Origin of the sequence: Pseudomonas sp. S31 (genome assembly GCF_016648105.1) — a bacterium.
GTDB lineage: Bacteria > Pseudomonadota > Gammaproteobacteria > Pseudomonadales > Pseudomonadaceae > Aquipseudomonas.
In genome coordinates this window covers 59,692-72,652 of the sequence record NZ_JACVVE010000028.1, presented here as the reverse complement: position 1 = coordinate 72,652, position 12,961 = coordinate 59,692, and the positions used below count along the sequence as shown (strand labels likewise).

The window sequence follows — 12,961 nt, the reverse complement described above, 5'->3', positions numbered from 1 at the left end:
CTTCGCCGGTGGCAGCCTGCCAAGGAGCCGAGCCATGACCCCAACACCGCTACGCCGACTGCTGACCGCTGTCGGCCTGTTCACCGCCTTCACCCTGACCGGCCAGACTGCTGCAGCCGCCGAGGTCGCCAACCCGGCGAGCATTCGCATTGCCGTGCCCGACCTCAGCGCGGGCAGCAAGCACAGCGCCGGGGGCGTGGTCGATGTACTGCGTGACCAGCAGCTGCTGGAGCAGGAGTTCGCCAAGGACGGCATCCGCATCGACTGGCTGTTCTTCAAGGGCGCGGGGCCGGTGGTCAACGAAGCGCTGGCCAACGGTCAGGCCGATTTCGCCTACCTTGGCGACCTGGCGGCGATCGTCGGCAAGGCCAATGGCCTCGACACCCGGGTGCTGGCCGCCGGGGTACGCGGGGTGAAGAGCTACCTGGGCGTGGTGCCGGGTTCGGGCATCAAGACCCTGCACGATCTCAAGGGCAAGCGCGTGGCGGTGTTCCGCGGCACCGCCAACCAGTTGTCGTTCGCCAGTGCCCTGGCCAGCCAGGGGCTGTCCGAACGTGACCTGAAAGTGATCAACCTCGATTTCAACGCCGCCAACGCGGCCTTGGCCGCCAAGCAGATCGACGCCACCTGGGGCTTGTCCAACTTGCTGGCGCTGCGTGAGCGCGGCCTGGTCGAGCTGCCGGTCAACTCCCGCAATCTCGAAGGGGCCGGCAGCACCCAGGCGGTGCTGCTGGGCACTGGCGCGTTCATTCGTCAGCACCCCGACCTGGTCCAGCGCCTGGTCAATGTGCAGCAACGTGCCACGGCCTGGCTCACCGACGCCCATAACCGCGATGCCTTCATCGACCTGGTGGCGAACAACGCCAGCTGGCCGCGCAGCATCCTCGCCGACGACCTGGCCGAGGAAGATCTGGCCCATTACTTCGACCCGCACCTGGATGCCGGCTTCATCGGCCAGTTGCAGCAGGGCGTCGACCTGGCGGCCAAGGAGCGTCTGATCCGCCGAACCTTCCAGGTGGCCGACTGGGTCGAGCCGCGCTTTCTCGATGTAGCCCTGCAACAACAGCAGGCCGTGCAGGCGGCTCGCTGAATCTTCTTCCCCGACCATGACCGCAAGGACCACGACCATGAGCAATGCCGCACTGGCCACCGCGCCACACGCCCTCGAACTCGACATCCAGCCCGTTGCCGGCCGCATCGGCGCGGAAATTCGTGGCATCGAGCTGTCCGCCGACCTCGACGCCGCCACCCTCGACGCCATCCAGGCGGCGCTGGTGAAACACAAGGTGATCTTCTTCCGTGGCCAGGGCCACCTCGACGACCAGGGCCAGGAAGCCTTCGCCAAGCGCCTCGGCGAACCGGTCGCGCACCCCACGGTGCCGGTGGTCGACGGCACCAGCTACCTGCTGCAACTCGATGGCGCCGAAGGCCAGCGGGCCAACTCGTGGCACACCGACGTGACCTTCGTCGATGCCTACCCCAAGGCCTCGATCCTGCGTAGCGTGGTGGCCCCGAGCTCGGGTGGCGACACGGTCTGGGCCAACACCGCCAGCGCCTACCAGGAACTGCCCGAGCCGCTGCGCGCGCTGGCCGACCAGCTGTGGGCGGTGCACAGCAACGAGTACGACTATGCCTCGCTCAAGCCCGACGTCGATCCAGCCAAGCTCGAACGCTATCGCAAGGTGTTCACCTCGACGGTGTACGAGACCGAGCACCCGGTGGTGCGGGTGCACCCGATCAGCGGTGAGCGTGTGCTGCAGCTGGGGCATTTCGTGAAACGCATCAAGGGTTATTCGCTGGCCGACTCGCAGCATCTGTTCGCCGTGCTGCAGGGGCATGTCACGCGCCTGGAGAACACCGTGCGCTGGCGCTGGCAGGCGGGGGACGTGGCGATCTGGGACAACCGCGCGACGCAGCATTATGCGGTGGATGACTACGGCACCCAGCCACGCATCGTGCGTAGGGTGACGTTGGCGGGTGAGGTGCCGGTGGGCGTGGATGGGCAGCTGAGCCGGACCATTCGCAAAGGTTGATGGCAAATCAGATCCTGTAGGAGCGGGTTTACCCGCGAATGCGACGGTGTGGCCAACATCGCATTCGCGGGTAAACCCGCTCCTACAGTTCGGTATCACAAGCGATCAACTGCCTGACCAACCCCTGCGCCAACGGCGACAGGCCATACCCCACCCGGCTCACCACCCCGTAGCGGGTGTAGAACGCCTCCTCCTGCTCGGCCGTCAGGTCGGCCAGTTCCAGCGCCACCAACCCGCGTTCGCCCTGGTACGGTCGCAAGTTGGCATTGCAGGCGATGCCGATGGTGTCCGATTGCAACACCACGTTCAGCAGCGCATAGCCATGCTCGCATTCCACCGACGGCAGGAAGTCCTGGCGGCCGCTGAGGTCGCTGAGGATCTTGCGGATGTTCGGTGGCCGGAAAGTGGTCGCCAGCGGGTAGTCGAACACCTCATGGGCCTGCAGCGTCGCGCGCCCGGCCAATGGGTGCCCGGCGCGGCAGCAGAAATGCCAGCGCTGTGGCGCGAGTTTGTGCACGTGGTAGTCCGGGTCGGACTCGAACTGGCGCGTGTCGGCGACGAAGAACTCGATCTCCTCGGCCACCAGCTTGCGGTTCAGCGCCTGCCAGTTGTCCACCTGGAAGCAGGTGCGCGCGGCCGGGTACTCGGCGACGAAGCGCGCCACCGCCCGGGGTACCAAGCCGCCAGCCGGCGCCGGCCCAGAGCCGAAGCGCACCACGCCGGTGGTGGCGCCGTTGAACTGATGGATTTCGTTCACCAGGTTGTGTGCGCCATGCACCAGGCGCCGCGAATGCTCCAGCACCAGCAGCCCCTGGCGGGTGGGCGCCAGCTCCTTGCTGGCGCGGTCCACCAGGCGGCAGCCGACATTGTGCTCCAGGGTCTGGATGCTGCGGCTGAAAGCCGATTGCGACAGGTTCACTGCGGCGGCCGCAGCCACGAAACTGCGGTGTTCGACCAAGGCGATGAAGTGACGAAGCTGACGGAGATCGATATGCATTTTCTACATGAAAACTTTCGGTCGAATGCAATTGATGGGAAGGGCCTGTCCCCTTATAAAGGCTGTTACTTATTCCACTAAATATGAAATACAAATATTTATATCTCTTAAAAGAATATAAGCCCAACTGACCGCGATTCGGTTCCGCCAACGGAAATGCTCGCCAGGGCCCATGCCTCAAGGAGCATTTGCATGTCCGGAGTTTCCCGTTGGCCGGCGCGCGCGTCGCGTCTTGCCTTGCAACCCCTGGCCGCTGGCGTGTTGCTGGCGGCCGCCAATGGCAGTTATGCCGAAGAGGCCGCCAGCGCCTCCCCGGCGCTGGAGCAGGACGCCAAGCTTGGCACCGTCACGGTCAATGCCCGGCGTCGCGAGGAAACCGCGCAAAGCGTGCCGACGCCTATCAGCGTGCTCGACAGCGAAACCCTGGAAACCCAGCGCATCTACCGCGTGCAGGACCTGCAACAACTGGTGCCCAGCACCAATGTCGCTTACGTGCATGCACGGCAGTCGAGCATCTCGATCCGGGGCCTGGGTAACAACCCGGCCAGCGACGGCCTCGAGGGCAGCGTCGGCATCTACCTCGACAACGTCTACCTCGGGCGCCCTGGCATGGCGGTGTTCGACCTGCTCGACGTCGAGCAACTGGAGGTGCTGCGTGGCCCGCAAGGCACCCTGTTCGGCAAGAACACCACCGCCGGCGTGCTCAACATCACCACACGCAAACCGACCTTCCACCGTGAAGGCAGCATCCAGCAATCGATCGGCGAGGACGGTTACCTGCAGACCCAAGGCAGTTTCTCCGGGCCGATCAGCGACACCCTGGCCGGGCGCATCAGTGCCTACCGCACCGAGGACGACGGCTACGTGAAGAACGTGCACAACGGCGACGACCTCAACGGCGGCAAGCGCCAGGGGTTCCGTACCCAGTTGCTGTTCCAGCCGAGCGACACCTTCAACCTGCGCTGGATCGGCGAATACAACGAAGAGGATTCCAACAACGGCATCCTCAGCCTGTACAGCACCGGCCCGACCATCAATGGCGTCAACCGCTACGAAAGCCTGGCGGCCCAGGCTGGCGCGACCCTGGTTTCGGGCAAGGACCGCAAGGTCAACTTCGATTCAGACCAGCAGGTGACGGTGTTCCAAGGCGGTACCTCGGTGGAGGCCAACTGGACCCTGCCCAACGATTTCACCCTGACCTCGATCACCGCCTACCGCTGGTGGGACTTCACCCCGCGCAACGACGACGGCCTGAATGTGCCGGTGTTCTACAACGCCGGGGTCTCGGTGCGCGACAAGCAGTACTCGCAGGAGATCCGCCTGGCGTCCCCCACCGGTGGCGCCTTCGACTACGTGCTGGGCGCCTACTACTTCAAGCAAGACCTGGATAACACCTCGTTCACCTACTACGGTCCGCAGGCCGACATCTGGAACCAGACGCCGACCGGTGCGTTGAACAATGTCACCACCCTGGGCGATGGCCACATCGACACCGACAGCTATGCGCTGTTCGCCCAGGGCACCTGGCATGTCACCGATCGCCTGGACTTCACCGCCGGCATTCGTGGCACCTACGAGGAGAAGACCGCCTCGGTGACCCGCGACGCGCCGATCGGCGGCGATCCGGTCAGCGGCGCCGCTGCCGCCGCGCGCCAGGGGCGGGTGGGCGCTTACGATTCGGGCGATCTCAACCAGTACAGCTTCAGCCCCTCGGGGCTGCTCGGCCTGAGCTACCGCTTCAACGAACAACTGCTCGGCTATGCGACCCTGACTCATGGCGAGAAGTCCGGGGGCATCAACCTCACCGTCGGCGCCGCGCCGCGGCTGGGCACCGACTCGCTGCTGGTCGGTACCGAGCGGGTCAACAATGCCGAGGTCGGCCTCAAGAGCACCCTGTTCGACGACCGCCTGCAGCTCAATACCAACCTGTTCTGGGCCGAAGTGCATGGCTACCAGGCCAATGTCTACGATCAGGTCAACCGCGTGCAGTACCTGGCCAATGCCGGCCGCGTGCGCTCCCGTGGCCTGGAGTTCGAGGCCACGGCGCTGCCGGTGCGCGGCCTGACGGTGAACTTCAACGGCTCGTGGAACGATGTGCGCTACACCGAATACGACGACGCCCCGTGCCCGCCGGAAGTGAGCCTGGCCAATGCTACCGCCACCTGCGACCTGTCCGGCCACCAGGTGGTTGGCGCCTCCAAATACATCGCCAACCTCAACGCCCAGTACAAATGGCAGCTGACCCAGCATGTCGAGCCCTATGTCACCGCCAGCTACGCGTTCCGCTCCAAGGCTGTGGGCACCATCGACGATTCCGACTACGGGCAGATCCCCAGCTACGCGCTGGTCAACCTGTCCACCGGCGTGCGCCTGGACCAGGGCGACGGCGTACTCGACCTGTCGCTATGGGTGAAGAACGCCGGCGACAAGACCTACTTCACCAGCCTGTGGAACTCCGCCAATGGCGGCTATGCCGGCGTGCTCGGCACGCCACGCACCGTGGGCGCCACCGCCCGATACGACTTCTGAGCACAAGGAGCTTTGCCATGAATGCCAAGACCGAAAACCCTGCGCTGCCCGAAGGCGCCTGCCTGACCGCCAAGGTGCCCGAGCGCGACGATGCCCTGCTCGGCGACGTGGTGGTCAACCCGTACCGCCTGGCGCCGCTGACGGCGATCATCCGCGACGGCGGGCGCAGCCTGAGCGGTGCCCACGTGCGGGTGCTGGGCCGCGGCGAGCGGGGTATCGACATCGCCTACGAGGTGTCGGATCGCTCGTTGTGGACCTACGGCGGTATCCCGGTGTTCGGGCTGTACCCGGACCACGTCAACGAAGTCGAGGTGACCTACAAGCTCGACGGCGAACGCATCCGCCAGCGCTACCAGGTCTATGCGCCGGCGGTGCGCCTGCCGGTGGTGGCCAGGCAGACCGCCGCGCTGCCCGAGGTCGAGCCGGTCAAGGTCGCCCCGGGCTTCGAGAACCGCCTGTACCTGTTCAACCATCTTCTGGCCGAAATCCCAGGGGCACGGGCCTTCAAATGGAACGCCAATGGCGGCGCCGCCGAGTGGGACCAGGTCGGCAACAACTGGATCGCCGACAGCAATGGCGACGTGCGCTGGTACCTGGACATCGAGCAGATCCACGACTCCAACCGCCGCGATGGCATCGGCGGCACCATGGGTTTCCAGCAGACCCGCGACGGCAAGCTGATCTGGGGCCAGGGCCAGACCTACTCCAAGTACGACCTGCTGGGCCGGCGCATCTGGCAGCGCAACCTGCCGGACAAGTTCGCCGACTTCTCCCACGAGATCCGCGAGACGGCCAACGGCACCTATCTGCTGCGGGTCGGCACCAGCGACTATCGCCGCCCCGACGGCAAGCGCGTGCGCTCGGTGCGCGACCATATCATCGAGGTGGACGAGGCCGGTGACGTGCTCGACTTCTGGGACCTCAACCAGATTCTCGACCCGTACCGCGGCGATTTGCTCGGCACCTTGGGCAAGGCGGCCATCCAGTTGCCCGAGGGGGTGCACAAGCAGGACGACCGACTGGCCAACGAGCTGGCCGAGGGCGATCTGCCGTTCGGCGATATCCCAGGCGTAGGCACCGGGCGCAACTGGGCCCACGTCAATGCCATCGACTACGACGCCGATGACGACAGCATCATCGTTTCAGCACGTCACCAGGGGGTGGTGAAGATCGGCCGGGACAAGGCCGTGAAGTGGATTCTCGCCTCGCCCCAGGGCTGGCCGCAGCACCTGCGCGACAAGGTGCTGACCCCGCTTGCCAGCGAGGCCTTCGACTGGTCATGGACCCAGCACACCGCCTGGTTGACCGGCAAAGGCACGCTGACCGTGTTCGACAATGGCTGGGGACGCGACTTCGCCCCGACCAAGCTCAGTGGCAACTACAGCCGCGCGGTCGAATACAGGATCGACGAGGCACAGGGCACGGTCGAGCAGGTGTGGGAGTACGGCAAGGAGCGTGGCGACGAGTGGTACAGCCCGGTGACCTCGGTGGTGGCCTACCGGCCCGAGACCGATACCCAGTTCATCTATTCGGCATCGGTGAACTTCCTCACGCCCGAGAAGCTCACCACCACGGTGCTCAACGAGGTGCGCCGGGGCACCCAGGAGGTGCTGGTGGAGCTCAAGGTGCATAGCCGCCAGCCGGGGAGCGTCGGCTATCGGGCGCTGGTGATCGACTTGGCCAAGGCGTTCTGATTCACATTATTTTCAGCTTGTTCGGCTAACCTGTACTGGCCTCTTCGCGGGTAAACCCGCTCCTACAGTTGCCCCGCAGCCCGGGTGCCCTGTGTAGGAGCGGGTTTACCCGCGAAGGGGCCAGTTGCCATTGTGCAAAACCATAAAATCTCCCCTAGGGTGTTCAACCGTTCGTTCTTTTTTTCGAACAGGCTATTGTCCAACCCCCCAGCAGCCGCTTAGCATTCGTTTGAGATTTCAAACGCTTTTTCTACAATCAACAATTCGGGAAGCCGACATGCAGCTCAAAGACGCTCAGTTGTTCCGCCAGCAAGCCTTCATCAACGGTGAGTGGCTGGATGCGGACAGCGGCCAGACCATCAAGGTGACCAACCCGGCCACCGGTGAAGTCATCGGTACCGTGCCGAAGATGGGCACCGCGGAAACCCGCCGCGCCATCGAAGCCGCCGACAAGGCCCTGCCGGCCTGGCGTGCACTGACCGCCAAAGAGCGTTCGACCAAGCTGCGTCGCTGGTTCGAACTGATGATCGAGCACCAGGACGACCTGGCTCGCCTGATGACCACCGAACAAGGCAAGCCGCTGGCCGAAGCCAAGGGCGAAATCGCCTACGCCGCCTCGTTCATCGAGTGGTTCGCCGAAGAAGCCAAGCGCGTCTATGGCGACACCATCCCGGGTCACCAGCCGGACAAGCGTCTGATCGTCATCAAGCAGCCGATCGGCGTTACCGCGGCCATCACCCCGTGGAACTTCCCGGCCGCCATGATCACCCGTAAAGCCGGCCCGGCCCTCGCCGCTGGCTGCACCATGGTGCTCAAGCCTGCCTCGCAGACTCCGTACTCCGCCCTGGCACTGGTCGAGCTGGCTACCCGTGCCGGCATCCCGGCTGGCGTGCTGAGCGTCGTCACCGGCAGCGCTGGCGAAGTCGGCGGCGAGCTGACCGGCAACTCCCTGGTACGCAAGCTGTCCTTCACCGGCTCGACCGAAATCGGTCGCCAGCTGATGGAAGAATGCGCCAAGGACATCAAGAAGGTTTCCCTGGAGCTGGGTGGCAACGCCCCGTTCATCGTGTTCGACGACGCCGACCTGGACAAGGCGGTCGAGGGCGCGATCATCTCCAAGTACCGTAACAACGGCCAGACCTGCGTCTGCGCCAACCGTATCTACGTGCAGGACGGCGTCTACGACGCGTTCGCCCAGAAGCTGGCCGCCGCGGTCGCCAAGCTGAAGATCGGCAACGGCCTGGAAGACGGCACCACCACTGGCCCACTGATCGACGGCAAGGCTGTCGCCAAGGTCCAGGAACACATCGAAGATGCCGTTGGCAAAGGCGCCAAGGTGCTGGCCGGTGGCAAGATCATCGAAGGCAACTTCTTCGAGCCGACCATTCTGGTCGACGTACCGAAAACCGCTGCTGTCGCTAAAGAAGAGACCTTCGGCCCGCTGGCGCCGCTGTTCCGCTTCAAGGACGAGGCCGAAGTCATCGCCATGTCCAACGACACCGAGTTCGGCCTGGCCTCGTACTTCTACGCCCGTGACATGAGCCGCGTATTCCGTGTCGCCGAGGCCCTGGAGTACGGCATGGTCGGCATCAACACCGGCCTGATCTCCAACGAAGTCGCGCCGTTCGGTGGCATCAAGGCTTCGGGCCTGGGCCGCGAAGGTTCCAAGTACGGTATCGAGGACTACCTCGAAATCAAATACCTGTGCATCAGCGTCTGATCGCCGGGTAAAGGCTTTACCTCTGCCAGCGGGGCGCGAGAGCGACGTCTCGCTGGCCTTTTTTACACCGCAGTACCTGGTGGCCAGGGCGTCCGCGACAGTCGATCAACGAATACTGATCAAGGGCACATCCAGCCACCCCCGAATAAAAGCGCCGCTCGAATCGGCGCGAATGAGGGCATTATGAGCAAGACCAACGAATCCTTGATGCAACGTCGTGTCGCCGCCGTCCCCCGTGGCGTTGGCCAGATCCACCCGATCTTCGTCGACACCGCGAAGAACTCGACCGTGATCGACGTTGAAGGCCGCGAACTGATCGACTTCGCCGGCGGCATCGCTGTACTGAACACCGGCCACCTGCACCCGAAAGTGGTAGCGGCCGTGCAAGAGCAGCTGACCAAGGTCAGCCACACCTGCTTCCAGGTGCTGGCCTACGAGCCTTACGTCGAGCTGTGCGAGAAGATCAACAAGCTGGTCCCGGGCGACTTCGACAAGAAGACCCTGCTGGTCACCACCGGCTCCGAAGCCGTTGAAAACGCCGTGAAGATCGCCCGTGCCGCCACTGGCCGCGCCGGCGTGATCGCTTTCACCGGCGGCTACCACGGCCGTACCATGATGACCCTCGGCCTGACCGGCAAGGTAGTACCGTACTCCGCAGGCATGGGCCTGATGCCAGGCGGTATCTTCCGCGCGCTGTTCCCGAGCGAACTGCACGGTGTCAGCGTCGACGACGCCATCGCTTCGGTCGAGCGTATCTTCAAGAACGACGCCGAGCCTAAAGACATCGCCGCGATCATCCTCGAGCCAGTACAAGGCGAAGGCGGCTTCCTGCCAGCGCCGAAAGAGCTGATGCAGCGCCTGCGCGCCCTGTGCGACCAGCACGGCATCCTGCTGATCGCCGACGAAGTCCAGACCGGCGCTGGCCGTACCGGTACCTTCTTCGCCATGGAACAGATGGGCGTCGCGCCTGACCTGACCACCTTCGCCAAGTCCATCGCTGGTGGCTTCCCGCTGGCCGGTGTGTGCGGCAAGGCCGAGTACATGGACGCCATCGCCCCGGGCGGCCTGGGCGGCACCTACGCCGGTTCGCCGATCGCTTGCGCCGCAGCCCTGGCCGTGATCGAGGTGTTCGAGGAAGAGAAACTGCTGGACCGCAGCAAGGCTGTCGGCGAGCACCTGACCACTGGCCTGCGCAAGATCCAGGATAAGTTCCCGGTGATCGGTGATGTTCGTGGCCTGGGTTCGATGATCGCCGTGGAAGTCTTCGAGAAAGGCACCCACACCCCGAACGCCGCTGCCGTTGCCCAGGTCGTGGCCAAGGCGCGCGACAAGGGTCTGATCCTGCTGTCCTGCGGCACCTATGGCAACGTCCTGCGCATCCTGGTGCCGCTGACCGCCGAAGACGCCCTGCTGGACAAAGGCCTGGCCATCATCGAAGAGTGCTTCGCTGAACTCGCGTGATGTGACTGGTTCCAGAAAAAACCCGCTCCGGCGGGTTTTTTTATGCCCAGATCACTGCCTTGGCGCTATCGTGGTGGAAGGATTCGCCTAGGAAGCTGCGACGGATGTGCATGTCAGGATTACTCAGGAGTTGGCAATGAGCGCTGCAGACCCCATCCCCCCCAGCATATTGATTGCCGAAGGCGATCCATGGGTACGCGACATGCTGCGCGAAACCCTGCTCAGCGTGCGTTGCGACGCTCGCTTGCAGGTGTGTGCCGATAGCGCCCAGGCCTTGACCGCGCTGGCGAGCAAGCCCGACCTGATCATCGCCGCCCGCGAGCTGCCCGGTGGCGACGGCCTGGACTTGCTGCGCCGGGTGCGGGCCAAGAGCGACAAGCCGGGGCTGCCGTTCATCCTGCTGAGCAACCGCATCGACGCCGCCAGCGTCAAGGAAGCCTTGCCGCTGCATCCCACCGAGTACCTGGGCAAGCCGCTCGATCTCGACAAGCTGCGCCGCCGGCTGGAGGTCCTGCTGGTGGCCGAAGGCGAGCAGGTGGCCTGCCCGATCCCGCCGTTGCAGGCGGGTGCCAAGCTGCCCGCTTACCTGGAACAGCGCCGCGCCAGCGCCGATGGCGGGCCGCTGTTTGCCGATGTGCAGATCGCGATCAAGCGAGCGCTCAACCCCCAGGGCCTGAACCTGGTATTGCTCGAGCAAGAGCTGCGCAATGACCCGCAGATCACCGGCGTGCTGATCGCCGCAGCCAACAGTGCCTCGCTGCATCGCGAAGCGCCCGTGCAGACCTTGATGCAGGCGCTGAACAAGCTGGGCAGCACCCAGAGCATGAACCTGATCCTGGGCCTGACGCTCAAGCGCAGCGCGCGGCTGAGCGATCCGCTGTTGGCCGAGCCTGCCGCTCGCTACTGGAGCCAGTCGCTGCACACGGCCGAATATGCCAGCAGCCTGGCCCGCCTGCTCGAGCTGGATGCCGAGTGGTGCTACTGCGCCGGTTTGCTGCATTGCCTCGGCGACCTGGCGGTGCTGCGCTGCCTGCAGGAGTGGCGCCTGGCCGGTGGTGAGCTGGACGAGGTGCAGGTGCAACGTTCGCTGGGCGACTTCGGCGCGGCCTTCGGCTCGGCGCTCCGCACCCGCTGGCGCTTGCCGCTGAGCCTGCGCGAGCTGATCGCGGCGATCTACCAGCTCGGGGGTGGGGTCTACTCACGGGAGATCCTGGCCATGAACCTGGCCGGGCAACTGGCGCGGCTGCCGGCCGACCAGGGCCTGGAGAAACTTGCCGACGGCAAGACCGCACGGCTGCTCAAGCTCGGTCTTCCGGAGCTGACACGCCTCAGGTAGGAGCGACCTTGCCGGGGCGCCGGGCCGGCCGGATGGCCCGCTCCTACAGGGGGATGTGTGGGGGCACTAGCCCCGAACGATCTGGTTCTTGCCCTGGCGCTTGGCCCGGTACATCGCCGCATCGGCCCGGGCGAACAGGCTGTCGAGGGCCTCGTCCTGCTCGGTCAACCCGGTCAGCCCCTGGCTCACCGTCACACCGTAGGCCTGCTCGCCGTGGCTGAAGCCCAGCCGTTGGATCTCGCGTTGCAGGCGCTCGGCGATCTGCTCGGCGACCTGCGCCGTGCAGCCTGGGAACACTGCCGCGAACTCTTCGCCGCCGATGCGTCCGAACAGGTCGCCCCGACGTAACGTGGCCTTGCCGCTGTCGGCGATGCGTTGCAGGACCTGATCGCCTTCCTGGTGGCCGTAGCTGTCGTTGATGTGCTTGAAGTCGTCGATGTCCAGCAGCAGGAAGGCCAGCGGCGTGCCGTTGTCGCGGGCCTCTTCGAAGGCCTGGCGGGCGCATTCGAAGAAGTGCCGGCGGTTGCTGCTCTGGGTCAGGACGTCGGTGGTGGCCAGGCGCTGGAGTTCGCCTTCGAGCTGCTTTTTCTCGGTGATGTCCTCGGCGATGCCGACGATGATCACCCGCTCGCCCTGTTGCTGCTGGTTGATGTAGCACTTGTCGCTGAGCCAGCGGACCTGGCCGCTGGCATCGAGGATGCGGTACTCGCGGTCTTCCACGGCGCCCTTGAGCAGCACCTGGGCGAGGCTGCGCTCGGCGAACTCGAGGTCGTCGGGGTAGATGCTGTCGCGCCACTCGTTGTAGTCGGCCAGCACCAGGCTCACCGGCTTGCCGAAGATACGCGCGTAGGCGGGGCTGACATACAGCACCTGGCGGGTTTCCCAGTCGAATGCCCAGAGTACGGCGTTGACGCTGTCGAGCAGTGCGCTGTATAGCTGCTCGCGCTCGCTCAGCCGAGCGACTTCAGCCTGGGCATGGAGCAGTGCCAGAAGGGTCTGGGCGGCGTCGGGCGGTGGGTTGCCAGGAGTAGGGGAATCGGGCGTGTTGGCCATGGGCACGGAAGGCTTCTCGACGGGAAAGCGCGTGGCCAGCATCCGGCCCGCCACGCGGGCAATATGCCGAGTTCGAGTGGAAAAACAGCCGGGAAGTTCCGCCTGGCACGCCCCCGTCGAGGGCGTGCCGATCAGTGG

At 65.0% G+C, this 12,961-nt stretch carries 9 protein-coding genes; 7 read left to right on the top strand and 2 right to left on the bottom strand.

All coding sequences use genetic code 11. From position 1 onward, the window contains the following. Nucleotides 1-34: 34 nt before the first annotated feature. Nucleotides 35-1,090, top strand: a complete 1,056-nt coding sequence (locus IAE37_RS19845; protein ID WP_201176230.1) for an ABC transporter substrate-binding protein — start codon at nucleotides 35-37, stop codon at nucleotides 1,088-1,090. A gap of 37 nt (nucleotides 1,091-1,127) precedes the next feature. Continuing rightward, nucleotides 1,128-2,033, top strand: coding sequence for a TauD/TfdA dioxygenase family protein (locus tag IAE37_RS19840; protein ID WP_201176229.1), 906 nt, complete (start codon nucleotides 1,128-1,130; stop codon nucleotides 2,031-2,033). 82 nt (nucleotides 2,034-2,115) lie between these two features. Here IAE37_RS19840 and IAE37_RS19835 read toward each other — a convergent pair whose 3' ends face one another. Next, on the bottom strand, nucleotides 2,116-3,030 hold the full coding sequence (locus tag IAE37_RS19835; protein WP_201176227.1) for a LysR family transcriptional regulator: 915 nt from the start codon (nucleotides 3,028-3,030) through the stop codon (nucleotides 2,116-2,118). A 192-nt stretch (nucleotides 3,031-3,222) separates the two neighbouring features. On the opposite strand from IAE37_RS19835, the gene IAE37_RS19830 reads away from it, so the two are divergent. The 5 genes from IAE37_RS19830 (at nucleotide 3,223) to IAE37_RS19810 (ending at nucleotide 11,770) form a co-directional block, all read left to right on the top strand. Continuing rightward, a complete protein-coding gene (locus tag IAE37_RS19830) occupies nucleotides 3,223-5,559 on the top strand; it encodes a TonB-dependent receptor (RefSeq protein WP_201176225.1) in 2,337 nt (778 codons plus the stop codon). 17 nt (nucleotides 5,560-5,576) lie between these two features. Further along, complete coding sequence (locus IAE37_RS19825) at nucleotides 5,577-7,253, top strand: aryl-sulfate sulfotransferase (protein WP_201176223.1); 1,677 nt, start codon at nucleotides 5,577-5,579, stop codon at nucleotides 7,251-7,253. Nucleotides 7,254-7,530: 277 nt separating this feature from the next. Further along, complete coding sequence (gabD, locus tag IAE37_RS19820) at nucleotides 7,531-8,973, top strand: NADP-dependent succinate-semialdehyde dehydrogenase (RefSeq protein WP_201176221.1); 1,443 nt, start codon at nucleotides 7,531-7,533, stop codon at nucleotides 8,971-8,973. Between the two features lie 183 nt (nucleotides 8,974-9,156). After that, nucleotides 9,157-10,434, top strand: coding sequence for a 4-aminobutyrate--2-oxoglutarate transaminase (gene gabT, locus IAE37_RS19815; protein ID WP_201176219.1), 1,278 nt, complete (start codon nucleotides 9,157-9,159; stop codon nucleotides 10,432-10,434). 136 nt (nucleotides 10,435-10,570) lie between these two features. Then, entirely contained in the window at nucleotides 10,571-11,770 is a 1,200-nt protein-coding gene (locus tag IAE37_RS19810; RefSeq protein ID WP_201176217.1) for an HDOD domain-containing protein, read from the top strand. Between the two features lie 66 nt (nucleotides 11,771-11,836). Here the strand turns inward: IAE37_RS19810 and IAE37_RS19805 are convergent, their stop codons facing one another. Beyond that, a complete protein-coding gene (locus tag IAE37_RS19805) occupies nucleotides 11,837-12,865 on the bottom strand; it encodes a GGDEF domain-containing protein (protein WP_201176214.1) in 1,029 nt (342 codons plus the stop codon). Nucleotides 12,866-12,961 lie beyond the last annotated feature (96 nt).

Excerpts from the sequence above, each read along its gene's own strand:
- IAE37_RS19825 (WP_201176223.1), top strand. The coding sequence starts at position 5,577 with ATGAATGCCAAGACCGAAAACCCTGCGCTGCCCGAAGGCGCCTGCCTG.
- IAE37_RS19840 (WP_201176229.1), top strand. The coding sequence starts at position 1,128 with ATGAGCAATGCCGCACTGGCCACCGCGCCACACGCCCTCGAACTCGAC.
- IAE37_RS19805 (WP_201176214.1), bottom strand. The coding sequence starts at position 12,865 with ATGCTGGCCACGCGCTTTCCCGTCGAGAAGCCTTCCGTGCCCATGGCC.
- IAE37_RS19835 (WP_201176227.1), bottom strand. The coding sequence starts at position 3,030 with ATGCATATCGATCTCCGTCAGCTTCGTCACTTCATCGCCTTGGTCGAA.
- IAE37_RS19810 (WP_201176217.1), top strand. The coding sequence starts at position 10,571 with ATGAGCGCTGCAGACCCCATCCCCCCCAGCATATTGATTGCCGAAGGC.
- IAE37_RS19845 (WP_201176230.1), top strand. The coding sequence starts at position 35 with ATGACCCCAACACCGCTACGCCGACTGCTGACCGCTGTCGGCCTGTTC.
- gabT (WP_201176219.1), top strand. The coding sequence starts at position 9,157 with ATGAGCAAGACCAACGAATCCTTGATGCAACGTCGTGTCGCCGCCGTC.
- gabD (WP_201176221.1), top strand. The coding sequence starts at position 7,531 with ATGCAGCTCAAAGACGCTCAGTTGTTCCGCCAGCAAGCCTTCATCAAC.
- IAE37_RS19830 (WP_201176225.1), top strand. The coding sequence starts at position 3,223 with ATGTCCGGAGTTTCCCGTTGGCCGGCGCGCGCGTCGCGTCTTGCCTTG.